This is a genomic window from Acidovorax sp. T1 (assembly GCF_002176815.1).
Lineage (GTDB): Bacteria > Pseudomonadota > Gammaproteobacteria > Burkholderiales > Burkholderiaceae_C > Acidovorax.
This window is the reverse complement of record NZ_CP021648.1, coordinates 3,043,551-3,067,989: the sequence shown is the minus strand read 5'-3', so window position 1 is coordinate 3,067,989 and position 24,439 is coordinate 3,043,551. Positions and strand designations below refer to the sequence as shown.

General features: G+C 66.0%; 26 protein-coding genes and 1 pseudogene. 11 read left to right on the top strand and 16 right to left on the bottom strand.

Annotated features, from left to right (window positions below; all coding sequences use genetic code 11):
* Positions 1-4 precede the first annotated feature (4 nt).
* A complete protein-coding gene (locus tag CCX87_RS14325) occupies positions 5-616 on the top strand; it encodes an SCO family protein (RefSeq protein WP_198314714.1) in 612 nt (203 codons plus the stop codon).
* 54 nt (positions 617-670) lie between these two features.
* Here CCX87_RS14325 and CCX87_RS14320 read toward each other — a convergent pair whose 3' ends face one another.
* The 3 genes from CCX87_RS14320 to ftsY all read right to left on the bottom strand — a co-directional run bounded on the left by CCX87_RS14320 (position 671) and on the right by ftsY (position 4,412).
* Positions 671-1,675 carry a Bug family tripartite tricarboxylate transporter substrate binding protein gene (locus CCX87_RS14320; RefSeq protein WP_087747329.1) on the bottom strand — a complete coding sequence of 335 codons (1,005 nt, stop codon included), beginning with the start codon at positions 1,673-1,675 and terminating at the stop codon, positions 671-673.
* Between the two features lie 130 nt (positions 1,676-1,805).
* Complete coding sequence (gene rpoH / locus CCX87_RS14315) at positions 1,806-2,747, bottom strand: RNA polymerase sigma factor RpoH (RefSeq protein ID WP_087747327.1); 942 nt, start codon at positions 2,745-2,747, stop codon at positions 1,806-1,808.
* Positions 2,748-3,047: 300 nt separating this feature from the next.
* Positions 3,048-4,412 carry a signal recognition particle-docking protein FtsY gene (gene ftsY, locus CCX87_RS14310; RefSeq protein WP_157667137.1) on the bottom strand — a complete coding sequence of 455 codons (1,365 nt, stop codon included), beginning with the start codon at positions 4,410-4,412 and terminating at the stop codon, positions 3,048-3,050.
* A 28-nt stretch (positions 4,413-4,440) separates the two neighbouring features.
* On the opposite strand from ftsY, the gene CCX87_RS14305 reads away from it, so the two are divergent.
* The 4 genes from CCX87_RS14305 (at position 4,441) to coaD (ending at position 8,755) form a co-directional block, all read left to right on the top strand.
* On the top strand, positions 4,441-5,922 hold the full coding sequence (locus CCX87_RS14305) for a M16 family metallopeptidase (protein WP_087747325.1): 1,482 nt from the start codon (positions 4,441-4,443) through the stop codon (positions 5,920-5,922).
* A gap of 22 nt (positions 5,923-5,944) precedes the next feature.
* Entirely contained in the window at positions 5,945-7,318 is a 1,374-nt protein-coding gene (locus tag CCX87_RS14300; RefSeq protein ID WP_087747323.1) for a M16 family metallopeptidase, read from the top strand.
* Complete coding sequence (rsmD, locus tag CCX87_RS14295; RefSeq protein WP_087747321.1) at positions 7,315-8,031, top strand: 16S rRNA (guanine(966)-N(2))-methyltransferase RsmD; 717 nt, start codon at positions 7,315-7,317, stop codon at positions 8,029-8,031. The genes CCX87_RS14300 and rsmD overlap by 4 nt, the downstream gene beginning before the upstream one ends.
* Positions 8,032-8,254: 223 nt before the next feature.
* Entirely contained in the window at positions 8,255-8,755 is a 501-nt protein-coding gene (gene coaD, locus CCX87_RS14290; RefSeq protein ID WP_087747317.1) for a pantetheine-phosphate adenylyltransferase, read from the top strand.
* Positions 8,756-8,777: 22 nt separating this feature from the next.
* On the opposite strand, the gene CCX87_RS14285 is transcribed toward coaD, so the two are convergent.
* The 6 genes and pseudogenes from CCX87_RS14285 to CCX87_RS14265 all read right to left on the bottom strand — a co-directional run bounded on the left by CCX87_RS14285 (position 8,778) and on the right by CCX87_RS14265 (position 12,868).
* Positions 8,778-9,860 (bottom strand): zinc-binding metallopeptidase family protein, encoded by a 1,083-nt coding sequence (locus tag CCX87_RS14285; RefSeq protein ID WP_087747315.1) that lies wholly within the window; start codon positions 9,858-9,860, stop codon positions 8,778-8,780.
* Positions 9,861-10,035: 175 nt separating this feature from the next.
* Positions 10,036-10,353: a BON domain-containing protein gene (locus CCX87_RS14280; protein WP_087748357.1), complete on the bottom strand. Its 318-nt coding sequence runs from the start codon at positions 10,351-10,353 to the stop codon at positions 10,036-10,038.
* Positions 10,354-10,463: 110 nt separating this feature from the next.
* Positions 10,464-10,544: pseudogene (locus CCX87_RS21675) on the bottom strand (ferritin-like domain-containing protein); the annotation flags it as partial.
* Between the two features lie 103 nt (positions 10,545-10,647).
* Positions 10,648-11,037, bottom strand: a complete 390-nt coding sequence (locus CCX87_RS14275; RefSeq protein WP_087747313.1) for a hypothetical protein — start codon at positions 11,035-11,037, stop codon at positions 10,648-10,650.
* A 64-nt stretch (positions 11,038-11,101) separates the two neighbouring features.
* Entirely contained in the window at positions 11,102-11,266 is a 165-nt protein-coding gene (locus CCX87_RS14270; RefSeq protein WP_087748356.1) for a DUF1328 domain-containing protein, read from the bottom strand.
* Between the two features lie 237 nt (positions 11,267-11,503).
* A complete protein-coding gene (locus tag CCX87_RS14265; protein WP_087747311.1) occupies positions 11,504-12,868 on the bottom strand; it encodes a sensor histidine kinase in 1,365 nt (454 codons plus the stop codon).
* Positions 12,869-12,988: 120 nt separating this feature from the next.
* On the opposite strand from CCX87_RS14265, the gene CCX87_RS14260 reads away from it, so the two are divergent.
* Positions 12,989-13,621, top strand: coding sequence for a response regulator (locus CCX87_RS14260; protein ID WP_086911501.1), 633 nt, complete (start codon positions 12,989-12,991; stop codon positions 13,619-13,621).
* Positions 13,622-13,707: 86 nt separating this feature from the next.
* Here the strand turns inward: CCX87_RS14260 and CCX87_RS14255 are convergent, their stop codons facing one another.
* From CCX87_RS14255 to gpmA, 4 genes are all read right to left on the bottom strand, one after another.
* Positions 13,708-14,124 carry a response regulator gene (locus CCX87_RS14255; RefSeq protein WP_087748355.1) on the bottom strand — a complete coding sequence of 139 codons (417 nt, stop codon included), beginning with the start codon at positions 14,122-14,124 and terminating at the stop codon, positions 13,708-13,710.
* 114 nt (positions 14,125-14,238) lie between these two features.
* Positions 14,239-14,991: a HesA/MoeB/ThiF family protein gene (locus CCX87_RS14250; RefSeq protein WP_087747309.1), complete on the bottom strand. Its 753-nt coding sequence runs from the start codon at positions 14,989-14,991 to the stop codon at positions 14,239-14,241.
* 76 nt (positions 14,992-15,067) lie between these two features.
* The gene (locus CCX87_RS14245; RefSeq protein WP_087747307.1) at positions 15,068-16,504 is read right to left on the bottom strand and encodes a S41 family peptidase; all 1,437 of its coding nucleotides are present in this window, start codon (positions 16,502-16,504) and stop codon (positions 15,068-15,070) included.
* A gap of 130 nt (positions 16,505-16,634) precedes the next feature.
* On the bottom strand, positions 16,635-17,378 hold the full coding sequence (gene gpmA, locus CCX87_RS14240) for a 2,3-diphosphoglycerate-dependent phosphoglycerate mutase (protein WP_087747304.1): 744 nt from the start codon (positions 17,376-17,378) through the stop codon (positions 16,635-16,637).
* Between the two features lie 72 nt (positions 17,379-17,450).
* On the opposite strand from gpmA, the gene CCX87_RS14235 reads away from it, so the two are divergent.
* From CCX87_RS14235 to CCX87_RS14220, 4 genes are all read left to right on the top strand, one after another.
* A complete protein-coding gene (locus CCX87_RS14235) occupies positions 17,451-17,858 on the top strand; it encodes a rhodanese-like domain-containing protein (RefSeq protein WP_087747302.1) in 408 nt (135 codons plus the stop codon).
* Between the two features lie 67 nt (positions 17,859-17,925).
* On the top strand, positions 17,926-18,186 hold the full coding sequence (gene grxC / locus CCX87_RS14230) for a glutaredoxin 3 (protein WP_008903427.1): 261 nt from the start codon (positions 17,926-17,928) through the stop codon (positions 18,184-18,186).
* A 120-nt stretch (positions 18,187-18,306) separates the two neighbouring features.
* Positions 18,307-18,765 (top strand): protein-export chaperone SecB, encoded by a 459-nt coding sequence (gene secB, locus CCX87_RS14225; RefSeq protein WP_087747300.1) that lies wholly within the window; start codon positions 18,307-18,309, stop codon positions 18,763-18,765.
* 55 nt (positions 18,766-18,820) lie between these two features.
* Complete coding sequence (locus tag CCX87_RS14220; protein WP_087747299.1) at positions 18,821-19,861, top strand: NAD(P)H-dependent glycerol-3-phosphate dehydrogenase; 1,041 nt, start codon at positions 18,821-18,823, stop codon at positions 19,859-19,861.
* A gap of 29 nt (positions 19,862-19,890) precedes the next feature.
* Here CCX87_RS14220 and lysA read toward each other — a convergent pair whose 3' ends face one another.
* The 3 genes from lysA to panB form a co-directional block, all read right to left on the bottom strand.
* Positions 19,891-21,144: a diaminopimelate decarboxylase gene (lysA, locus tag CCX87_RS14215; RefSeq protein WP_087747297.1), complete on the bottom strand. Its 1,254-nt coding sequence runs from the start codon at positions 21,142-21,144 to the stop codon at positions 19,891-19,893.
* Between the two features lie 265 nt (positions 21,145-21,409).
* Positions 21,410-22,264 carry a pantoate--beta-alanine ligase gene (gene panC, locus CCX87_RS14210; protein WP_087747295.1) on the bottom strand — a complete coding sequence of 285 codons (855 nt, stop codon included), beginning with the start codon at positions 22,262-22,264 and terminating at the stop codon, positions 21,410-21,412.
* 26 nt (positions 22,265-22,290) lie between these two features.
* The gene (gene panB / locus CCX87_RS14205) at positions 22,291-23,184 is read right to left on the bottom strand and encodes a 3-methyl-2-oxobutanoate hydroxymethyltransferase (protein ID WP_087747293.1); all 894 of its coding nucleotides are present in this window, start codon (positions 23,182-23,184) and stop codon (positions 22,291-22,293) included.
* A 279-nt stretch (positions 23,185-23,463) separates the two neighbouring features.
* On the opposite strand from panB, the gene CCX87_RS14200 reads away from it, so the two are divergent.
* Positions 23,464-24,438, top strand: coding sequence for a Bug family tripartite tricarboxylate transporter substrate binding protein (locus tag CCX87_RS14200; RefSeq protein WP_087747292.1), 975 nt, complete (start codon positions 23,464-23,466; stop codon positions 24,436-24,438).
* Position 24,439: the final 1 nt, after the last annotated feature.

Below are 24,439 nucleotides of genomic sequence, written 5' to 3'. Positions count from 1 at the left end.
CACCATGCACAAAAGAAACGCTCTTAAATTGATAGCTGTTAGCGCTTTATCCATCAGCGCTAGCGCCATATTGGGTGCTTGCTCTGAAAAAAAGACCGAGTTTCGCGGGGTGGACATCACCGGGGCCGACTACGCCCGCGATGTTCCGCTGACCGACCACAACGGCCAAAAGCGCAGCCTGCAGGACTTTCGCGGCAAGGTGGTGGTGGTGTTCTTTGGCTACACCCAATGCCCCGACGTGTGCCCCACCTCCATGCAGGAGCTGGCCGAGGTCAAGCAGATGCTGGGCAAGGATGGCGACCGCCTGCAGGGCATCTTCGTCACCGTGGACCCCGAGCGCGACACGCCCGAGGTGCTGAAGGCCTACATGGCCAACTTCGACCCCAGCTTTTTGGCGCTGTCGGGCAGCCCAGAGCAAATCGCCGCCGTGGCCAAGGACTTCAAGATCTACTTCAAGAAGGTCGACGGCAAGACCGCCACCAGCTACACCATGGACCATTCGGCCGGCAGCTACGTGTATGACACGGCAGGCCGCCTGCGGGTCTACAACCGCTACGGCAGCGGTGCGCAAGCCCTGGGCGCCGATGTGCGGGCGCTGCTGCAAGAAGCGGGGTAAAGGGGCAAAGCGGGCCACCTGCGCCCGCCGCCATTCGGTCCGTTATTCGGCCCCTTATTCGGCCTTGATCTTTTGTGCGCTGATCACCGCGCCGAGCACGCGCGCATCGGTCTGGATGCGCTGGGACAGCCCTTCGGCCGTGGTGCCGGTCACCTGCCAGCCTTGCTGAAACAGCTTGTCGCGCACCTCCGGGCTGCGGGCAATCTCGCTGAACAGCGCCGACAGGCGCGCCACCACCGGTTTGGGCAGCGACCGGGGCGCAGCCACCGCGTTCCAGATTTCGAGGTTGAAGTCTTTCACGCCCGCTTCGGCCAGGCTGGGGACTTCGGGCACCAGGGTGCTGCGCCCGCTGGAGGTGACGCCCAGCACGCGCAGCTTGCCCGCGCGGGCCTGCGCTGCCGCCATCGCCGGGGGCAGCAGGGCCAGCTCGATCTGGCCGCCGATGATGGCGTTGATGACCTGCGGGTTGCCCGGATACGGCACATGCACCGGGTGGATACCGGCCTTGGCCTTGAGCAGCTCCATGCCGATGTGCGCCACCGTGCCCACGCCCGGCGTGCCATAGCTCCAGCGGTCGCCACTGGCGCGCGCGGCTGCAAAAAACGCCTGCGCGGTCGCCCCCGGCGCGTTGGCTGGTGCGGCGAGGGCCAGCGGGGCCGTGGCGATCAGGCTGATGGGGGCCAGGTCCTTGAGCGGGTCGTAGTTGATTCGGGGGTTGATGAGCCGGGCAATCGTCAGGTTGCCATTGATCATGACGCCCAGGGTGTGACCGTCTGTGGCCTTGGCCACGGCGTCGGCGGCGATGTTGCCGCCCGCACCCACCTTGTTTTCCACAATCACCGGCTGCCCCAGGGCTTGGGCCAGCGGCTCGGCCAGGGTGCGCGCCACCAGGTCGGGCGACGACCCGCCCGGAAAACCCACCACCAGCTTTACCGGCTTGGTGGGCCAGCCCGGTGTCGCCGGGATGGGAAGGGCCGCAGTGGATTGGGCCAGGGCCGGGCTGCAAGCAGCGGCGAGGGCCAGCACCAGCGCTGCGCGACGCAAGGGGGACGGGGTCATCAGAAACTTCTCCGGTCTGGACGGGTGCGCGTGGCATTGCTGGCACCCAAAAAAAAGCGCGCAACCGCAGTTGCGCGCTGAATGATCCCTGCCGTTCGCGCCTGGGTGTGCGCTCGCGGACAGGCAGCGCTCAGGCGTAGTCGGCCAGCGCGGTTTTCATTTTCTTCATGGCGGCCACTTCGATCTGGCGAATGCGCTCGGCGCTCACGCCATAAACGGCGGCCAGGTCATGCAGCGTCATGCCGCCGCTGCCATCGTCGTTGACCTTGAGCCAGCGCTCTTCCACGATGCGGCGGCTGCGCTCGTCCAGGCTGGCCAGTGCCGTGGCAATGCCATCGGTGGCCAGTTCATCGCGCTGGCGCGACTCGATCATCGCCGTGGGCTCGTGCGAGGCATCGGCCAGGTAGGCAATGGGGCCAAAGGCCTGCTCGCCATCGTCCGATGGGGCGGGGTCCAGCAGCACATCGCCGCCCGCCATGCGGGTTTCCATCTCGATGACTTCTTCGCGCTTGACGTTGAGCTGCGCCGCGACCGAGTCGATCTCGTGGTCCGACAGCGTGTCGCGGTGCGTGCCGGCATCGGCCGCTGCCGCATCGGCCTTGAAACCCTGCTTCATGGAGCGCAGATTGAAGAACAGCTTGCGCTGCGCCTTGGTGGTGGCCACCTTCACCATGCGCCAGTTCTTCAAGATGTATTCGTGGATCTCAGCCTTGATCCAGTGCATGGCGTAGCTCACCAGGCGCACGCCCTGGTCGGGGTCGAAACGCTTGACCGCCTTCATCAGGCCCACGTTGCCTTCCTGGATCAGGTCGCCATGGGGCAAGCCGTAGCCAAGATACTGGCGCGCAATCGACACCACCAGGCGCAGGTGCGACATCACCAGCCGGCCGGCGGCGTCCACATCGTTGTTATCGCGCAGCTGGCGCGCATAGGTTTGCTCTTCCTCGTGGGTGAGCAGGGGCAGGCGGTTGACGGCCGAAATATAGGCATCCAAGTTGCCCAAGGGCGGCACCAGCGCCCATGGATTGGCGGGGGCCAAAGTCGTCGTTGCGGTTCCAGATGGAAATGTCATTCCGGGAATCCTTTCCTCTAAGCCTTCATGTTAGCACTCTGTTGGAGGGAGTGCTAAGCCCGGAGTTCCCATCCGGTTGTTCCCAAGTGCACTGCGCCAAAAATATGATTAAAAATGTCGCTTTGCGCAATACCAGCAAGCGTAATAAGCTATTAATAAGTGAGCGGATAATGCCCTTTGCACACTGTCTTGGTGCACCTTTGGCAGGCAGGAGTTCCAAGTCCGACAGCCTTCTATGGCTCCGTGACCCCGATGCCACCCGCTCCTTGTGCGGGTGGACTGCATGGGTGCGTGAGCCTCTCAGGTCAGCAGGGCCTGCGCAAATTCGCGTGCGTTGAAGGTTTCGAGGTCTTCGAGCTTTTCGCCCACGCCGATGAAGTAAACCGGAATCGGCCGTTCCTGCGCAATGGCCGCCAGCACGCCGCCCTTGGCCGTGCCATCGAGTTTGGTCACGATGAGGCCGGTGAGTTGCAGCGCATCGTCAAACGAGCGCACCTGGGCCAGCGCGTTCTGGCCGGTGTTGCCGTCGATCACCAGCAGCACCTCGTGCGGCGCGCTGGCGTCGGCCTTGGTGACCACGCGGCGGATTTTCTTCAGCTCTTCCATCAGGTGCAGTTGCGTGGGCAGGCGCCCGGCGGTGTCCACCAGCACCACGTCCTTGCCGCGCGCCTTGCCGGCGGTGACGGCGTCAAAGCTCACGGCGGCGGGGTCGCCGCCTTCCTGGCTGACGATCTCGACCAGGTTGCGGTCGGCCCATACGCCCAGTTGTTCGCGCGCAGCGGCGCGGAAGGTGTCGGCGGCCGCCAGCAGCACGCTGGCCCCTTCGTTGGCCAGGTGCTTGGTGAGCTTGCCGATCGAGGTGGTCTTGCCCGCGCCGTTGACGCCCGCCACCATGATCACGGTGGGGGTGTGTTCGCCGATGACCAGTGCTTTCTCCAGCGGGCGCAGCAGGTCGGCCAATGCATCGGCCAGCAGCCCTTTGACGGCGGCGGGGTCGGTGGTCTTGGTTTCCTTGACGCGGCGCCGGAGGTCGGTCAGCAGCCACTGCGTGGCCTTGACGCCGGTGTCGGCCATCAAGAGGGCCTCTTCCAGCTCTTCATACAGCGCATCGTCGATCTGGGTGCCGGTGAAAACGGTGGCGATGCTCGAACCCGTCTTGCGCAAGCCCGCCTTGAGGCGGTTGAGCCAGCCGGTGCGTTCGGCGGGCGGGGGCAGTTCTGTTGCCGGTGTGGGGGCCTGGGCCGCCGACGCGGGCGGGGCTGCAACGGCGATGGGCTTCGCCACGACCACCACGGGCGGTGTGGGCGTCGGTTCAGGCGCAGATACCGGCGCAGACACCGGCGCCGCGGCCGGTGGTGGCACAACCACCGGGGCCGCTTCAGGGGCAGGCGCGGGCGGCTTGGCTGCAAAGGGGTTGCGCAGCCAGCCAAAGCCACCGCTGGCCGCCGGTGGGGGCGTGGGGGTCGTGGGGGTCGTGGGGGCCCGTGGCGGCGCGGTGGCCGCGGCGGGCTCGGGCCATGGCGGCGGCGCGGCAGTTGCCTGCTCGGCGGGCGCTATTGCGGCCGGTGGCGCGGGCGGAACATCCGGCACAGCAGGGGTTGCAGGCGCAGCCGCAGCGGGTGGTGCGGGCGTGGGGGGGGCTTTTTTCTTGAAAAAACTGAACATTGGCAGGTACTTAGAATCACTCCATTCTATGAAACGTGCTTTCACCCTTCTGGGCCTGCTGGCCTGCCTGAGTGCCGGGGCGCAATCCCCTGCTTCCGCAACCCTTTCCGCAACCCCTTTTGCCCCCCCTTCCGCACCCCGCTCCGTGAACCCGTCGGCGGCCCTGCCTGCGCAGGCTGCCACGGCATCGGGGGCGCGGCAATTCACGCTGTCCAACGGCATGCGGCTGATCGTGCAGCCCGACCGGCGCGCGCCCACGGCGATGCACATGGTGTGGCTGCGCGTGGGCTCCATGGACGAGGTCGATGGCACCTCGGGCGTGGCCCATGTGCTCGAACACATGATGTTCAAGGGCAGCAAGACCGTGCCGCCGGGCGAGTTTTCGCGCCGCGTGGCGGCCCTGGGCGGCCAGGAGAACGCCTTCACCAGCCGCGACTACACGGGCTACTACCAGCAGATTCCGGCCAGCCGGCTCGAAGACGTGATGCGCCTGGAGGCCGACCGCTTTGCCCACAACCAGTGGCCCGACGCCGAGTTCAAGAAGGAAATCGAGGTGGTCAAGGAAGAGCGCCGCATGCGCACCGAAGACCAGCCCCGCGCCGTGCTGGCTGAGCAGCTTTTTGCCGCCACCTACCTGGCCTCGCCCTACCGCCGTCCGGTGGTGGGCTGGATGAGCGACCTTGACGCCATGACGCCCGAGGACGTGCGCCATTTCCACCGCCGCTGGTATGTGCCCGGCAACGCAGCGGTGGTGGTGGCCGGCGACGTGGATGTGGCCCAGGTGCGCGCACTGGCCGAAAAATACTATGGCCGCCTGCCGGCCCGCGCCGTGCCCGCGCGCAAGCCGCGCGCCGAGCCCGCCCAGCAGGGCCTGCGCCGCATTGCCGTCAAGGCCCCGGCCGAGCAGGCCTATGTGGCCCTGGCGTTTCGCGTGCCCAGCATGGAGCGGGTCGATTCGCTCACCGACGGCGACCGCGATGCGCTGGCGCTGATGGTGCTGTCGGCCGTGTTCAGCGGCTACGACGGTGCACGCCTGGAGCGCGCCCTGAGCCAGGGCCCGCAGCGCGTGGCCGACAGCGCCGGCAGCTCGGCCATGGTGATGGGGCGCGGCCCCAGCCTGTTTTTGCTCAGCGGTGTGCCCGCCGAGGGCAAGACGGCGCAGCAGGTCGAAGACGCCCTGCGCGCCGAAGTGGCCCGCGTGGCCCGCGAGGGCGTGAGCGAAGCCGAGCTGTCACGCGTCAAAACCCAATGGATCGCCTCGACCGTGTACCAGCGCGACTCGGTGCACGGGCAGGCCCAGGACCTGGGCAGCAACTGGGTGCAGGGCCTGCCGCTGGATGCCGAAGAGCGCCTGCTGGCCCTGCTGCGCACCGTCACGCCCGAGCAGGTGCAGCAGGTGGCGGCCCGGTATTTTGGCGACGACCAGCTCACGGTGGCCACGCTGCTGCCGCAGCCGCTCGATGCCAAGCCCGCACGCCCCGCACCGGCCGCCGGCGCCACGCGCCACTGAACCCGCACCCCCGAGGCATTGCATGATTACTATGAAAAAAATAGCTGCCAGCGCTTTACTGGTAAGCGCTGGAGCCCTGTTGGGTGCCAATCCTGCCTGGGCGCTGCTGCCCATCCAGCACTGGACCGAAGCCAACGGCGCCCAGGTCTGGCTGGTGGAAAGCCCCGTCATCCCCATGGTGGACGTGCAGATCGACTTTGATGCCGGCAGCCGCCGTGACCCGGCCGAACAGGCCGGCCTGGCCAGTGCCGTGGCCTCGATGGCCTCCAAGGGCGTGCTGGCCATGCCTGCCGCTGGGGCGGGCGAGGGCGCTGCGCCGGCGCTCGACGAAAACGCGCTGGGCGAGGCCTGGGCCGACCTGGGCGCCAGCTTCGATGCCAGCGCCGGCAGCGATGCGCTGCATTTTTCGCTGCGCTCCCTGACCGACCCTGCGCTGCTGCAACGCGCCGCGCTGCTGGCCGCGCGCCAGATGGGTGAGCCCAGCTGGCCGGCCGACATTTGGCAGCGCGAGCGCGCCCGCTGGAGCGCCAGCATCAAGGAATCGCGCACCCGCCCCGCCACCGTGGCGGGCGAGGCCTTTGCCACTGCGGTGTATGGCAGCCACCCCTACGGCTTGCGGGCCACCGAAGACACGCTGGCGCGCATTGACGTGGCCGACATGCAGGCCTTTCATGCGCGCAGCATTGCCGCCTGCCGCGCCCGCGTGAGCATCGTGGGCGCCGTCAACCGCGCCCAGGCGCAGACGCTGGTGGCAACGCTGCTGTCGCGCCTGCCGGCGCGCACGGCGGCCGAATGCGCCCCGCTGCCGGCCGTGCCCGAAGTGGCGGCGCTGGCCGCGCCGGCCGAGCAGCGCATCCCCTTTGCCTCGGCCCAGGCCCATGTGCTGATCGGCCAGCCGGGCTTTGCGCGCCGCGACCCCGACTTTCTGGCGCTGCTGGTGGGCAACCACATCCTGGGCGGCGGCGGCTTCACCGCGCGCCTGACCAACGAGGTGCGCGAAAAGCGCGGCCTCAGCTACAGCGTGTACAGCGGCTTTGCGCCCGGCCTGCATGCAGGCGCCTTCACCATTGGCCTGCAAACCCGGCCCGACCAGGCTGCGCAAGCCGTGCAGGTCTCGCGCGACGTGCTGGCCCGCTTTGTGCGCGAAGGCCCCACCGAGGCCGAGCTGCGCGCCGCCAAGGACAACCTGATCGGCGGCTTTGCGCTGCGCATCGACAGCAATCGCAAGTTGCTGGGCAACGTGGCCAACATCGCCTGGAACGGGTTGCCGCTCGACTACCTGGACCACTGGACGGCGCGGGTTGAGGCGCTCACCGTGGCGGACATCCGCGCCGCCATGGCGCGCAAGCTGCAGCCCGAGCGCATGGTCACCGTGATCGTGGGAGGCCAGTCATGAGCCGTTCCAACTTGCGCCTTGAATCCCTGCCCGGCGGCCGCCTGGCCCGCCCCGCCAGGAACGCCCCTGCGGCAGAGCCCCACGCCAAAGAGGCCACGAGCCCCGTCAAGAGCCCCGCCAAGAACGGCGCCAAAAAAGACGCCACCCCCAAGGCCGCGGGCGAAATCCGCATCATCGGCGGCCAGTGGAAGCGCACGCGCCTGCCCGTGGCCCAGCGCCCCGGCCTGCGCCCCACGCCCGACCGCGTGCGCGAAACCCTGTTCAACTGGCTGGGCCAGGACCTCACCGGCTGGCATTGCCTGGATGCGTTTGCCGGCACTGGCGCGCTGGGGCTGGAGGCCGCTTCGCGCGGCGCCGCTGCCGTGCAACTGGTCGAAAACGACGCCGCCCTGGTGGCCCAGTTGCACAAACTGCAGCAACGCCTGGCGGCCACCGCCGTGCGCGTGCAGCGCGGTGATGGCATTGCAGCCCTGCAGCACGCGGCCCCTGGCAGCCTGCACTTGGTGCTGCTCGACCCGCCGTTTGGCAGCGCCTTGTTCGAGCCCGCCCTGCAGGCCGCAGCCAAGGCTGTGGCGGCAGACGGCTCTGTGTATCTGGAGGCGCCGTTGGCCTGGACCGACGAGGCGCTGGCCCCGTTCGGACTGGCCGTGCACCGCCACCTGAAGGCCGGCGCGGTGCATGCGCATTTGCTCCAGCGGCGCACGACAGCCTGACATGGCCGCGCTGATTTGCTATTGAATATATAGCGTGTGGCGCTTATGGGGTAAGCGCTAGAGCCGCATTTTTCATAAAAATGGGGGGTGCGGGCCCTGCCTTCATTGGTGGCGGCCTTGCACTGCATAATGCGGCCACGCGGCCCGGCAGGCCCCGGTGGCGACCACGATGTCCACGAGCCGGGGCCAATATGCCCAACCGCCCATCAAGAGACCCCAGCCCATGGCCCACAACGTGCTCGCCATCTACCCCGGAACTTTCGACCCCATCACCCTGGGGCATGAAGATCTGGTGCGCCGCGCGGCGCAACTGTTCGACCGGGTGATCGTGGCCGTGGCCATGGCCCACCACAAGAAGACCCTGTTCAGCCTGGACGAGCGCATGGACATGGCGCGCGAGGCGCTGCGCGACTGCCCGCAGGTGAGCGTCGAGCCCTTCGATGGCCTGGTGACCGAGTTCACCGCTGCGCGCGGCGGCACGGCCATGCTGCGCGGCCTGCGCTCGGGCACCGATTTCGACTACGAATTCCAGCTGGCCGGCATGAACCGCGCGCTGGTGCCGCACATCGAGACGGTGTTCCTCACACCCAGCAGCCAGCACCAGTTCATCAGCAGCACGCTGGTGCGCGAAATCGCCACGCTGGGCGGCGACGTCGCGCAGTTCGTCTCGCCCGTGGTGCACGCGCGCCTGATGCGCAAGCTGCAGCGTGCAGCGGCGGCTTGAGCCTAAGATCGCAAACACGTTCTTACCCTGCGGGCGGCGGCACCAGCATGTCGTGCACAAAGCGCAGCTTGCGCATGGCGCCCGACGAGAGCGCAAACGGGTAGGCGTCGCTTTGCCCCAGGCTACGGTTCAGGCTGTTGAGCATCAGGGTCAGGGGCACCCATTGGCGCACCATGTCGTCGAACGGCGGGCGCGGGTCTGCGAAGGGGTCGGTGACCTGGTAGCGTTGGGCTGCATGTGGGTCGGGCACGGTCATGCTGGCCTGGTAGCTGGCGGCGGTTTCGAGCAAATCGACCATGTGCAGGTAGTGGGCCCAGGTTTCGGCCCAGTCTTCCCATGGGTGGGCGGCCGCGTAGCTGCTGACATGGTGCTGGCGCCAGTCGCCCAGGTCGTTGCCTTTGGCGTAGTGGGCGCTCAAGGCGCTGGCGTAGTCCTGGCGCTCATCGCCAAACAGGCTGCGAAATGCCTCCAGGCAATGGCCGTCGCGCACCAGCTGGTCCCAGTAGAAGTGGCCCGATTCGTGGCGCAGGTGGCCGATCAGCGTGCGGTAGGGCTCGCCCAGCGCCACGCGCCGCTGCGCGCGCTCGCCATCGTCGGCCTCGGCCACGTTGAGGGTGATGGTGCCGCCGTGGTGGCCCGTGAGGATGGGCGGGCCGCCGGGCCAGTCGGCCAGAAACTCGAACACCGGCCCGAACCGGCCCGGCGCGGGTTCCAGCCCCAGGCGGGCGAGGGTGTAGAAAAGCTGGCGCTTGGCCGATTCGATTTGCTTCCAGCGGCCCAGGTTGGCGGGCTCGGAGAGGTCGGGCAGCACGCGCGTCTGGCGGCACGATGCGCACAGCGGTGAGAAATCGTTGGCCGGCACAGCAAAATTGCAGGCGTCATAGGCGGTGTGGTTGCCGCACATGCGATAGAGCCGCCCGCTGTAGTCGGCACTGCCGCGCTGCCCCATCCGGCGCCACAGGTCCGGCCCGTCTTGCGGGGCCGGGGCCAGCGCCGCCATGGCCAGCAGCTCGGGCACAAAGGCGAGCGTGCTGCCGCAGTGCAGGCATTGCACGCTGTCAAAAAAAACGAGGTGACCGCAATGGTCGCAATTGAATACCCGCATGGTGTTGCAGCATAACTCCTGCGGTGGGGTGCACCGCGGGCAAAGGTGAGAAAGCGTGGCGGCCAGTGGAAAAGGGCACAAGCGCCAGACCAGCGGGTCCGGCGCTTGTGCCCTTTTTCAGCCACGTCGCTGGCGCACGGCGTGCGCCGTGATCGACAGCGTCAGGCCTGAACGCTCAGGGGCGTACAACGATGCTGTTGCGCACTTCCTTGACGTTCTTGGTGTTGCGCGCAATGGCTCCGGCCTGGTCCTTCTCAGCCTGCGACTTTGCAAAGCCCGACAGCTGCACCGTGCCATTGAGCGTTTCAACGCTGATGGCGGTTGCCGAAACGGTTTTGTCTTCGGCCATCTTGGCCTTGACGGAGGTGGTGATGCCGGCGTCATCGATGTAGGAGCCAACAGACTCCTGATTGCGCGCCACGGCACAGCCCGTGGCGGTAACGACGGTAATGGCTGCAGCTGCGGCAAAGGCAAGGGCACGTGCGTATTTCATGGTGTATTCCTTCATAGAGTTGGGACGCGGGTGCGAGGGAAAATCACAGTCTGCCGGTTTATTGCACCCTCCGTAACCGGCTGGCTGTTGTGGCGCTGAAAGCGGGCGCGCTAGGTTTTCAGCAAGTCTTTGAGTTCGTCGGCATGCTCTTGTTCATCGGCCAGTATGCCTTTAAGCATGCGTTTGGTGGTCTTCAAGGCGTTTTCGTCATGCGTCATGGCGGAGCCATGAGAGGGCAGATGGCTGATCGTTTGCATGGGGCACCTTCAATATGGCGGAAAGCTCCGTCGTTCATCACGGATTGCGGCGGCGGGACAGCAGCAGCAAGGCGGCCGTGACAGCGGCGCCGGCGGCAGCGGCAATGGCAACGGACTTGCCCGGTTGTTGTACGACGTAGCGGGTGGTGGCGTCGGCGGCCTGCTGCACCTGGCGGCGAGCGCGGGCACCGGTGTCTGCGCAGAAATCGATGCTGCGTGTGGCCAGGTCTTGCGCGCGGGTGGCCAGATCGTCGATCACGGGGCTGGCTTCGCGGCGCAGTTCGCGCACGCTGGTGGCGGCCTTGTCCAGGGATCCATTGGCCACGTCGCGTGTAGTCTGCACGGCGTCCTGGGCACTTTGCAGCACGTTGTCTGCGATATTGCGGGCGCCGTTGGCAACTTTGTCGGTGGTGGACTGGATATTCATGGGTTCTCTCCGGAAAAAATGGGGGGAGCGCAATGGCTGCAAAAGGGCGGCAATGCGTTCAGGATCAGCGCTTGTTCAGTAGGCCCAGCACGAAGGTCACGATGGCCATGATCACGAACACAAAGAACAGGATCTTGGCAATGCCTACGGCGCCTGCCGCAATACCACCAAAGCCGAACACGGCGGCGATGAGTGCGATGACAAGAAAGACAACGGCGTAGTGCAGCATTTCCATCTCCATTTGGGGCCGGTGTGACCGGCGGTTGGGTGGCGCCAGAAGTTCGAGCGCCTGAGATGTACTGTAGGCAGTGCGGCCCGCCACGGATGCCGGTGGTTGGCGCGGCCCCGTGTCAGCGCGGGGATGGCCGGTGTGTAGGACGCCGCCGATGGCGCGGAGGGCCCGCCCGTAGACCGGTGCCCCGAACACGGGCATGCAGGCCGGCATAGGCAAAAGACTCTCAGCCTCTCAGTGCGGCTTGGGCAAGACGGCCGACACCAGGGTGCCGTTGCCGGGGCCGGAGGTGATGGTCAGTCGCCCGCCTGCGGCCTCCACCCGGTGGCGCATGCCGGCCAGTCCGTGCGAGGCAGGGCCCACGGCAGCGGGGTCGAATCCCTCGCCATCGTCGCGCACCTGCACTGTCACGTGGGTGGGATAGCTGTGCACGGTGACCAGCACTTTCTTTGCCTTGGCGTACTTGCTGATGTTGGTGAGGGCCTCTTGCACCAGCCGGTAGACCGTCAACTGGGTGGCGTCCGTCAGCTGCACGGCCTCCAGGCTGGTCTCGACCTCGATTCCGGCACCCTCGGCATGTTCGCGGGTCAGGATCTCGAGGGCCGCCGTCAGCCCCAGGTTGGACAGCGAGGAGGGGCGCAGGTCTTCGATGATGCGGCGTTTGAGGGCAATCCCGCTATTCAGCGTATCGGTCAGATGCTTGAGACGCTCGGCAATGTCGGGCGCCTGGTGGTCGATCTTGGACTTGAGCCGGGCCACGTCGAGTTTGGCGGCGGTCAGCAAAGCCCCCAGTTCGTCGTGCAGCTCGCGTGCAAGGTAGCCACGCTCATCTTCGCGCACCTGCTGCAGATGGCTGGCCAGCTCGGACAAGGATGCCGTGCGCTCTCGCACCAGGCCTTCGAGCCGCTCGCGTTCATGCTGCAGCAATTCCTGCTCGCGCTGGTTGACCTCTTGCAGAGTGCGCGCCTGGCGCAAGTACATGTAAAACGCCAGCAACCCAATGGCTGTCACGGTGGCAATGCCGATGCGCGACAACATCAGCGACTGCACAATTTGGCTGCGGCTCTCTTGCACCTTCTGGGCGCTGCGATCAATCAGCGCGTGGGCCTGCTTGCGGATCGACTCCATGTGCTCCTTGCCCACGTCGGTATGGAGGATGAATTTCCATGCATCCTCGTTGCCCTGCCGGCGCAGGCGCAGGCTCAGCTCCATCTCGGCCAGTTTGCGGGAGACCTCGCGTGACAGGTCGGCAAACTGTTGCAGCTCATCGGGTGACTTCAGGTACCGGTTGCGCAACTCGTCCAGGTTGGCATGCACGGTGGTAACGGCCTTGTCGTAGGGCTCCAGATAGGTTTCGTTGCCGGTCAGGAGGTAACCGCGCTGGCCGGTTTCGGCGTCGAGCATGCTTTGCAGCAGGCGGTTGACTGCATTGCGGGTCAGCTGTCCCTCGTTCATTTCTTCCACGGCTTTTTGCGAGCGCATGTGTCCGGCTTCGTTGATGCCAATGAGCACCAGTGCGGCCAGCAGGGCGAAAGGCAGGCTGACGGCCATCGTGCGGCTTTTGCGAAGCCAGTACCTGGAGTGATCTTTGAGGGGCATGAGAGATATTCGGATAATGGCGGTGAACTGCTACGCTGCCAGCTGCGGCGCGCAGGGCAGCGCAAGTATTTGGAACAACAACGACCCGGGGGTGGCATGGCCGCCCCCCGAAAGAGGCTCATGATCAAGATCGGCATTGTGGATGACCACGCGATTGTCCGTACCGGGCTGCGGCAGTTTCTGTCGGAGCATGTGGACTTGCGCGTGGAGGGTGAAGCGGGCAATGGCCGTGAAGCCATCGATCTCGTGCGCAACCATGAAATCGATGTGTTGCTGATGGACTTGTCCATGCCTGGCCAGAGCGGACTGGATGCGCTGGCCATGCTGCGCGCCAAGGCGCCCGACATGGGCATACTCATCCTGAGCGGATATCCCGAAGAGCATTACGCCATCAACCTCATCCGCCAGGGCGCAAGTGGCTACCTCAACAAGGAATGCGAGCCTTCCGAGATTGTCGAGGCCATTCGCACCATTGCATTGGGGCGGCGCTATCTCACGCCCGCCGTGGCCGAATTGCTCGCGCAGCAACTGAACCGTAAGGACGATGCCCCGCCCCACGAGCAATTGTCGGAGCGTGAATTCCAGGTGTTCCTGAAACTGGCCAAGGGCGAAACGGCCGGCGATATTGCCAAGGCCTTGTCGCTGAGCGTGAAGACCGTGAGCACCTACCGCACGCGGCTCATGGAAAAAATGGGCCTCTCGTCCAACAGCGACCTGACCTATTACGCACTGAAGAATCGGCTGATCGACTGAGAGGCGGGGGCTTTTGCCGCGCTGGCGGTGCGCTGGCAACGCCATGTCAAAACTGCCCCGGCACGGCCTGCGCAGGGGGAGGGGCTTCACGGCGCGTCCGGGCGAGGCTGCGGGGCAGCAGCGTGTTGTGCCTTGCCGCTGTGCTCGATGCAATAGTCCACCAACGCATCGATTTCATTGGACTTGTCGAAGACAGCATCCACACCGAGTTGCGCGCAGCGCATGCGCACGTCGGGGGTGGCGTAGTTGCTCAGCACCACCATCTTCTGGCCCGGCTTGCGTGTGCGGCAGGCCGCCAGCACACCGAGCCCGCTGCCCTGACGAAGAAACAGATCCACGATCGCAAGATCCCACTGTGCGCTGTGGGCGGTCAGCCACTCCTTGCCTTCATCTTCTGTGGCGCTGGCACCGACCGCCTCAATGCATGCGAGTTCTTCCAGCGTGCCGATCAGATTTTCCCGAATCGTGGCGTTGTCTTCAACAATATAGGTACGGAGTTTCACAGCCTGATCCATAGGGTGCGACCGGTGCAGATGTGCTGGGGCCGAGCCTTTAATTTAACGGGGTCGATGAACCCATTCTGCCAGCCGTCACACGCTTGAGCCGTAGGACGGTTCTTACTTTGACACGGCGCACACCGGGCAGTTGGGGTGCCGGTTCAGATGCATGGTGTTCCATTCCATGGCGCGGCCGTCGAGCATGAGCAGGCGGCCGGCCAGCGATGGCCCCGCGCCAGACAGCAGCTTCAGCGCCTCGGCTGCCTGCATGGCGCCCACCACACCCACGAGCGGTGCAAACACCCCCATGGTCGAGCACTGCACCTCTTCGAATGCCGCGTCGGGTGGGAACACGCAGGCATAGCAGGGCGAGGCTGCAGCGCGCGGGTCCACCACGGTGATCTGCCCGTCAAAGCGGATCACTGCCCCGACCACGAGCGGCTTGCCATGCCGCACGCAAGCCGCATTCACCGCGTGGCGTGTGGCGTAGTTGTCGCTACAGTCCAGCACCACGGTGGCCTGGGGCACCAGTGTGTCGAGCAAGGCGGCATCGGCGCGTGCCTGCAAGGCCGTGACCTGAACCTCCGGATTGATCGCCGTGATGGCCTGCGCTGCCGACACCACCTTGGGCTGCCCCACGCGGGCGGTGGTGTGGGCAATCTGGCGCTGCAGATTGGTCAGGTCCACCACGTCGTTGTCGACCAGCGTGATGCGCCCGACGCCGGCCGATCCCAGAAACAGCGCCGCCGGCGAGCCCAGGCCCCCGGCGCCGATGACCAGCGCATGGCTGGCCAGAATGCGTTCTTGCCCCTCAATGCCCACTTCGTCGAGCAGGATGTGGCGGGAATAGCGCAGGAGCTGGTCATCGGTCATGGTGAATTTTGGGGCGTGGCACATGAAAAAGGCCGGGCTCCGTGGGAAGCCCGGCCTTGATGGTATGAGAACGGTATCAGTTCTCTTTCTTTTCTTCCTTGCGCTCGGTCAGCGTCTTGCTGACCAGCACAGGGCGGCCCTTGAGCTGGTTCAGGGCCTGCGTCAGCTGGAAGTCCTTGTCGGTGCCGAACTCAGGAATCTTGCGTTCCGCCACGGGTTTCTTGGCTTCTTCTTCCAGGCGCTTGCGGGCTTCTTCGCGGGCTTTTTCCCGGCCTTCGTCCTTGGGTTCATCGCCCTGGCCGCTGCCCAGGTGCTTGTCCAGGTCGGCCTCGCGCATGCGCAGCGCGGCAAACACATTGCCTTCTTCCGACTCGTCGATCATCACGTCAGGCACGATGCCCTTGGCCTGGATCGACTTGCCACTCGGGGTGTAGTAGCGGGCGGTGGTGAGTTTGAGGCCGGTGTCCGGGCCCAGGGGGCGCACGGTCTGCACCGAGCCCTTGCCAAAGGTCTGGCTGCCCATGATGGTGGCGCGCTTGTGGTCTTGCAGCGCACCGGCCACGATTTCGCTGGCCGAGGCAGAGCCCTCGTTGACCAGCACGATCAGGGGCACCGTCTTGAGCGCCGCGGGCAGCCGCTTGAGCGGGTCACCGCTGCCGCGGCGCTGGTAGAACTCGGGCGCGGCCTTGTAGGTGGCCTTGCTTTCGGCCAGCTGGCCGTTGGTGCTGACCACCGTGACGTTCTCCGGCAGGAACGCCGCCGAGATGGCAACGGCCGCATCGAGCAGACCACCGGGGTCGTTGCGCAGGTCCAGCACCAGGCCCTTGAGATGGGGGTCCTGCTTGTAGATTTCCTCGATCTTGCGCACGAAGTCATCCACGGTGCGCTCCTGGAACTGCGACAGCCGCACCCAGCCGTAACCTGGCTCGATGAGCTTGCCCTTGACCGACTGGGTCTTGATTTCTTCGCGCGTGATGGTGACTGGGAACGTGCGGTTCTCGTCCTTGCGGAAGATGGTGAGCGTGACCTTGGTGCTGGGCTCTCCGCGCATCTTCTTGACGGCGTCATTGAGCGACAGGCCCTTGACGGCGGTGTCGTCAATTTTGGTGATCAGGTCGTTGGTCTTGAGCCCGGCGCGAAAGGCGGGAGAACCCTCGATGGGCGAGACAATCTTGATCAGGCCGTCTTCCTGGGTGATCTCGATACCCACGCCCACAAAGCGGCCTGACGTGCCTTCGCGGAATTCCTTGAAGGACTTCTTGTCGAAATACTGCGAATGGGGGTCCAGGCTGGCCACCATGCCCGAGATGGCGTCGGTGATGAGCTTCTTGTCATCCACCGCCTCCACATAGTCGGTCTTGACCAGGCCGAAAACAGCGGAGAGCTGCTGGATTTCCTCCAGCGGAAGCGGCGTCATGGCGCCGCGCGCCATCGTTTGTAGGGACACCGTGGTCAGCGCTCCTGCCACCACGCCAATCGATACCCATCCTGCAATTTTGAGTTTGTGGCCCATAGAACACCTTTACCGCTTCAATTCAATATACAACTTGGAAGGCCTGCGCCCGCTGCGGTTCCGCGCGGGCACCTACTTTCGCAGGATTTTTCGGGTTTTGGCCCGGCTTTACACCGGCTTCACATCTGTTTCAGGCTTTGCCCTGCGATGCCACGGCGGCGGCGGCCCTGGCTGCGGCCTCGGCATCCCCCAGATAGTAGTGGCGGATGGGCTGGAGGTCGTCGTCGAGCTCGTATACCAGTGGAATGCCGTTGGGAATGTTCAGCTCCACGATGTCGTGGTCGGAGATGTTGTCCAGGTACTTGACCAGCGCCCGGATGGAGTTGCCGTGCGCGGCAACCACCACCCGCTGGCCCGAGCGGATGGCGGGGGCCATGGTGTCGTTCCAGAACGGCAGCACGCGCGCCACGGTGTCCTTGAGGCATTCGGTCAGCGGAATGTCTTGCGGGTTCAGGTCGGCATAACGCGGGTCGGTGCGCTCGCAGCGTGGGTCGGTGGCTTGCAGGGCTGGAGGCGGCGTGTCATAGCTGCGGCGCCACACCAGCACCTGCGCGTCGCCGTATTGCTTGGCCGTCTCGCCCTTGTTCAGGCCCTGCAGCGCGCCATAGTGGCGCTCGTTCAGGCGCCAGCTTTTTTGCACGGGCAGCCAGGTGCGGTCCATCTCGTCCAGGGCATACCACAGGGTGTGGATGGCGCGCTTGAGCACGCTGGTGTAGGCGATGTCGAACTCGTAGCCTTCTGCCTTGAGCAGTTTGCCGGCGGACATGGCCTGCGACACGCCGGTGGGCGTGAGGTCCACATCGGTCCAGCCGGTGAAGCGGTTTTCAAGGTTCCAGGTGGATTCGCCGTGGCGAATCAGAACGAGTTTGTGCATGGTGTCCCTAGGGAAAGCGGGTCAAAATCCAGCATTCTAAAATTGTGCGGTTTGCCAACCCAAGGAATCTTCGTGAAATTCGTTATCGACAACTGGTATTTGATCCTCGTGGCACTCGCCTCGGGCGGCATGTTGCTGTGGCCGCTGCTCAAGAGCGCCGGTGGTGGCTCGCTCACGCCCACGCGCGCCGTGCAGCTCATCAACCGCGAGAAAGCCGTGGTCATCGACGTGTGCGAGACCGAAGAATTTGCCGCCGGCCATGTGGGCGGCGCCAAGAACGTGCCGCTGGGCCAGCTCGAAGAGCGCCTGCCCACGCTGGTGAAGAACAAGGCCCTGCCGCTGGTTCTGGTCTGCGCCAGTGGTGCCCGCGCCAACCGCGCCGTGGCCATGGCTAAAAAGCTGGGCTACGACAACGCCCAGGCCATGGCCGGCGGCCTCAAGGCCTGGCGCGAGGCCAGCCTGCCGGTGGAAAAAGCCTGAGCTGTCCCCAGTTATTCCATAGCCGATAGGCTTGTGACTGGTTTTGTTGTCAACAGGAAAGATCGCCATGCAACCCGTGAAGATGTACACCACCGCCGTCTGCCCCTACTGCGTGCGCGCCAAGCAGATCCTCAAGTCCAAGGGCGTGGAGCAGATCGAAGAGATCCGCATCGACACCGACCCCGCAGCGCGCAGCCACATGATGGAGATCACCGGCCGCCGCACGGTGCCGCAGATCTACATTGGCGACACCCATGTGGGGGGCCACGATGACCTGGTCGCGCTCGACAGCCGCGGCGAGCTCATGCCCCTGCTGGGCGCCGCCTGATCCGCCCCTGACCCGCACCCCGGGCGCTGCATAATGCAGCCCCATGTGCCCGCTGCGGGAGCTGCTCCCCGGCGGGTTTTGTTTTGCTGAAACCCCAGTTTGCAGAGAGACTTTTCCACCATGGCCGATCAAGAAAACCCCGTGTTCCAGATCCAGCGCGTCTACCTCAAGGACATGTCGCTCGAGCAGCCCAATTCGCCCGGCATCCTGCTCGAACAAGAGCAGCCCAGCGTGGACATCCAGCTGGGTGTGGAAGCCACGCCCGTGGCCGAAGGCATCTTTGAAGTGGCCGTGACCGCCACGGTGCAGACCAAGATCAAGGACAAGACCGTGTTCCTGGTCGAAGCCAAGCAGGCCGGTATTTTCGAGATCCGCAATATTCCCGAAGACCAGATGGGCCCCATCATGGGCATCGCCTGCCCGCAGATCGTGTACCCCTACCTGCGCGGCAACGTGGCCGACATCGTGAACCGCGCTGGCTTCCCGCCCGTGCACCTGGCCGAAATCAACTTCCAGGCCATGTACGAGCAGCAGCAGGCCCAGGCCGCCGGCCAACCCTCGCCCATCATCACGCAGTGATGCGGCTCAGAGGTCTTTTAGGCCTCTGGCGCTTGATACATAAGCGCAAGCAGCTATGAAAATAGTAGTACTTGGTGCCGGAGCCTGGGGCACGGCGCTGGCCATGGGGGCCGCCCGGCAACCCGGCGGCCACGCCGTCACCCACACCGTCACGTTGTGGGCGCGCGATGGCCAGCAGCTGGCCGACATGCAGGCGCGCCGGCAGAACGCGCGCTACCTGCCGGGCATTGATTTCCCCTCGGCGCTCTCGGTGTCGGGCGCCGACCCCTTGGCGCTGGCGCGCGCTGCCGACCTGGTCATCGTGGCCACGCCGATGGCGGCGCTGCGCAGCATGCTGCTGGCCCTGCGCGGCTGCCCGGCCCCGGTGGCCTGGCTGTGCAAGGGCTTCGAGGCGGTGGCACCGGCGGATTGGGGTTCTGTTGGCCTGCTGGCGCACGAGGTGTGCGCGCAGGTAGCCCCTGATTTGATCGCTGGCGTGCTCAGCGGCCCCAGCTTCGCGCAAGAGGTGGCGCGCGGCCAGCCCACGGCGCTGGTGGCGGCCAGCCGGCATGCCCTGGTGCGCGATGCGCTGGTGGCCGCCTTTCACGGCCCCAGCCTGCGGGTGTATGCCAACGACGACATCGTGGGCGTGGAAGTGGGCGGCGCGGTCAAAAACGTGCTGGCCATTGCCACTGGCCTGTGCGATGGGCTGAACCTGGGGCTGAACGCCCGGGCCGCCCTCATCACGCGCGGCCTGGCCGAAATGACGCGCCTGGGCGTTGCGCTGGGCGCGCGGCCCGACACCTTCATGGGGCTGTCGGGCGTGGGCGATCTGGTGCTGACCGCCACCGGAGACCTGTCGCGCAACCGCCGCGTCGGCTTGCTGCTGGCCCAGGGCCAGAGCCTGCAACAGGCGGTGGACTCCCTGGGCCATGTGGCCGAAGGCGTGTACTGCGCCCGCACCGTGGCCCAGCGTGCGGCGGGGCTGGGTGTGGACATGCCGATCACCCAGGCGGTCGTGGACCTGCTCGATGGCCGCCTGGCACCCGCCGATGCCGTGGGGCTGCTGATGGGGCGGGACCCGGCCTCGGAACTCTGCAGCGAGTCCACCCGATAACGCCAGGATGACGCCAGGGCGCGCTGGATTTACAGGCCCAGCTCCAGCGCCAGCAGTTCCTCCACCGTCTGGCGGCGGCGGATCAGACGGGCCTGGCCGCCATCGACCAGCACCTCGGCAATCAGCGGCCGGGTGTTGTAGTTGGAGGACATCGAGGCGCCATAGGCGCCTGCGTCGTGGATGACCAGCAAATCGCCCACCTGCGCATCGGGCAGGTTGCGCGGCAGCACCACGCCGCCGTCGCCCTGCGTGAACACGTCGCCCGATTCGCACAGCGGCCCCGCCACCACGCTGGGCCGGTGGGCCGCCGTGCTGCCGTCGCGGCGCAGGACGCTCATGGTGTGGTAGCTGCCGTACATCGACGGGCGCATCAGCTCGTTGAAGCCGGTATCGAGCAGCATGAAATGGTTGTTGCCCGCATCCTTGGTGGCGCGCACCTCGCCCAGTAGTACGCCCGATTCGGCCACCAGGTAGCGGCCAGGCTCGATCTCCAGGCCCAGCGGGTGGTCCACGATGGCCTCGGCCTGCTGGCGCGCGGCATCCCACAGGCCGTGGTAGTGCTGCGTGTCGATGATCGGTTCGCCATCGCGGTAGGGGATGGACAGGCCGCCGCCGGCCGAAATGGCGTGCAGGTCGTGCCCTGTGGCATGCGTGGTGCGCACCAGCTCTACCATGGCGCCGCACACTTGTTCGAGGTGGCGGTAGTCCACGCCCGAGCCGATGTGCATGTGCAGCCCCACCAGCTTCAGGCCATGCTGGCGGATGGCGGCCAGCGCGGCCGGCAGGTCGGTGTGCCAGATGCCGTGCTTGCTGTGCTCGCCGCCGGTGTTGGTCTTGTTGCTGTGGCCATGGCCAAAGCCGGGGTTGATGCGCAGCCACACCGCGTGGCCCGGCGATGCGGCGCCCAGCTGGTGCAGCATGTCGATGGAGCCGGCGTTCACCGGCACGTCGTGCTCGATCACGCAGGCCAGTGTGGCCGCGTCGAACAGGTCGGCCGTGAAGACGATCTCGGACGGCGCATTGCTCTGGTGGCCCGCCTGGTAACCGGCGGCCAGCGCGCGCAGGATCTCGCCGCGCGAGACCGCGTCCACCTTCACACCCTGCTCGCGCATGAGTTTCAAAATGTGGATGTTGGAGCAGGCTTTTTGCGCAAAGCGGATGGTTTCAAAGTTGGACAGCTGCGCAATGCGCTGTCGGATGGTGGCGGCGTCATACACCCACAGCGGGGTGCCGAACTGGTCGGCCAGGGACCACAGTTGCGCAGGCGAGAAAGGGTTGGACATGGGGCGATGCGGGTGCTGGAAGAAGCGAAAGTGTGCGGTGGGTCCATCGTTGGACCCGGGGCGTTGAAGTTTACCGGGCATTCATTCTGAACAGCACCCGCAGCGCGGCCCGCCGATGGCGTTGCCTTGCGATAGATCGGCTTTTTGGGTGAAATCAGGCTGTAGTGCTTGATGTATAAGCGCTTGCAGCTATTAATTGAATAGCATTGACATGCCGTGAACAGGCGCCAGGGCCCGATCGGGTTCGAAACCCATGGGGCCGGGCTCAGAACTCCCGGTTGTCAATCAGCCGCGTGGCCCCCAGCCGGGCGGCGCCCAGGGCCACCAGCGTTCCGGGCGCGTCGCCCTGCGTGGCCGGCTGCAAATCCAGGCGCCGGCGCACCGTCAAGTAGTCGGGCAGCCAGCCGCGCGCGCGCAGCTGGTCCAGCGCCTGCTGCTCCAGGTCGGCCGCCTGCAGCGTGCCAGCGGCCTGCGCAGCGGCCCAGTGGTTGGACAGTTGCTGCAGCGCCTGCGACAGCGCCACCGCTTCCTGGCGCTCAGGTGCGCTCAGGTAGCCGTTGCGCGAGCTCAGGGCCAGGCCGTCGGGGGCGCGGCTGGTGTCGCCCGCCACCACGTCGATGGGCAGCGCAAACTGCCGCACCATCTGGCGGATCACCATGAGCTGCTGGTAATCCTTGCGGCCAAACACCGCCGTGCCGCCGCCGTTGGCGCCAAACACGCAGCTGAACAGTTTCATCACCACCGTGGCCACCCCGATGAAGAAACCGGGGCGGAACTGGCCTTCGAGCATGTCGGCCAGTTGCGGGTCGGGGTGCACCTTGAAGGTCTGCGGCTCGGGGTAGAGGTCGGTCTCGCGCGGCGCAAACAGCACATCGCAGCCGGCGGCCTGCAGTTGGGCGCAGTCGGCATCCCAGGTGCGCGGGTAGCTGTCGAAGTCTTCGTGGGGCAGAAACTGAAGGCGGTTCACAAAGATGCTGACCACGGTGGTGTCGCCCAGCGGCCGGGCCTGGTGCACCAGCGACAGGTGCCCCGCGTGCAGGTTGCCCATGGTGGGCACGAAGGCGGGGCGGCGGCCGGCCAGGGCGGCGCGCAGTTCGGGAATGGAGCGGGCGATGAGCATTTGGAGATCTGGGTGAAAGAGGGGCCTTACCAGGCGTGCAATGCGTTGTCGGGAAAGCGGCCCTGCTTGACGGCCTGTACATAGGCTTCCATGGCACCGCGCACGCTGCCGGTGTCCTGCATGAAGTTGTGCACGAACTTTGGCATCTTGCCCAGGTTCATGCCCAGCATGTCGTGCAACACCAGCACCTGGCCGGCCGTGCCATTGCCCGCGCCAATGCCGATGGTGTGGCAGTGCGGCAGCTCGGCGGTGATTTCGGCGGCCAGCGGGGCGGGCACCATCTCCAGCACCAGCATGGCGGCGCCGGCGGCTTGCAGCTCCAGGGCTTCCTTGCGCAGGGTGCGCGCTGCGTCTTCGGTTTTGCCCTGCACGCGGTAGCCGCCCAGGGCGTGCACGGTTTGCGGCGTCAGCCCCAGGTGGGCGCACACGGGCACGCCGCGCTGCACCAGAAACTCCACCGTGGGCGCCGTCCAGCCGCCGCCTTCGAGCTTGACCATGTGCGCGCCCGCCTGCATCAGCGTGCAGGCGCTGCGCAGGGCCTGTTCGCGGGATTCATGGTAGGTGCCATAGGGCAGATCGGCCACCAGCCAGGCCGTGCCCTGCACCCGGTGCAGGCCGCGCGCCACGCTGGCCGTGTGGTAGGCCATGGTGTCCAGCGACACGCCCACGGTGCTGGGCAGGCCCTGGCAGACCATGCCGAGCGAGTCGCCCACCAGAATGCATTCGACGCCCGCCGCGTCGGCCACGGCGGCAAAGGTGGCGTCGTAGGCCGTGAGCATGGTGACTTTTTCGCCGGCTTCGCGCATCTGCGCCAGGCGCGGCAGGCTGACGGGCCGGCGCTGGGGCAGGGGCGACGCGGGTGGCAGCGTGCCGTAAGGGGTGGCGTGGGGTGTGGCCGGGAGCTGCGCAGGATCAGTCATGAAGGTCCCATGGGCAAAAAAGTGCCGCGAGTCTATGCCATGTCTATGCCATCGGGGCCTGTGGTGCCTGCGGTTTGACGCCGCAGCAAGCGCGTGTGGCCCGTCCGCAGCATGGTGCGGCAAGTTGCGTGCGCAACTATTAGGGTAAATATCTAGTTGCGCACGCAACCAAATTCTGTACATTCGCTGAGCCAGATCAATACCGCATGTATCTGCCCGGTGGTGGTTTTGGTGTCGTTGTTCCAGCTCAATCCATCCTGCTTGATTTCGAGGTTTTACATGCGCGCTTTTCTGCCCACCACCCGCCGCCTTTTCGCCCTGGCCGTGCTCACCGCCTGCACGGCTGCGGCGGCCCAGACCTATCCTTCCAAGACCATCGAATGGGTGGTTCCCTACCCCGCGGGCGGCGGCACCGACGTGGTGGCGCGCACGCTGGCCGAGGCCATGGGCAAGTTGCTGGGCCAGCCCATCATCATCAACAACAAGCCTGGCGCGGCCACCAACATCGGGGCGGAATACGTGGCCCGGGCCAAGGCCGATGGCTATGTGCTGATGTCCGCCGACACCGCCACGCTGGCGGCCAACCCGTCGCTGTACACCAGGCTCGGCTACAGCGCCGAGAAGGACCTGGCCCCGGTCGGCCTCACGGTGCGGTTTCCGATGATCCTGGTGGTCAACCCGCAGGTGCCCGCCAAGACGCTGCCTGAGTTCCTGGCCTGGGCCAAGGCCCAGAACGCCGCCAATTACGCCTCGCCCGGCCCGGGCAGCCCGCACCACCTGGCTGCCGAGCTGTTCCGCGAGAAAACCGGCAACCACTTCACCCATGTGCCGTATCGCGGCGCGGCGCCTGCGGTGCAGGATGTGGTGGCCGGCCAGGTGCCCTTCATGTTCGTGGACACGGCCAGCGGATACCAGTTTGTGGCCGCCGGCAAGCTGCGCGCCATCGGCGTGGCCAGCCCCAAGCGGGTCAAGGGTTTCGAGGACATTCCCACGCTGCAGGAGCAGGGCCTCAAGGGCTTTGAGGCCTATGCCTGGCAAGGCCTGGTGGTGCCTGCGGGTACGCCCAAGGACGTGATTGCCAAGCTCAATGCGGCCTTGCTTGCCGCCATGGACAGCACGGCAGTCAAGGCGCGCCTGCAGACGCTGGGCCTGGAGTCCATTCCCAGCTCGCCCGAGCAGATGGCCCGCTATGGGGCCGATGAGCGCGCCAAGTGGGGCCAGGTCATCAAGGCCAGCGGCATCAAGCTGGACTGAT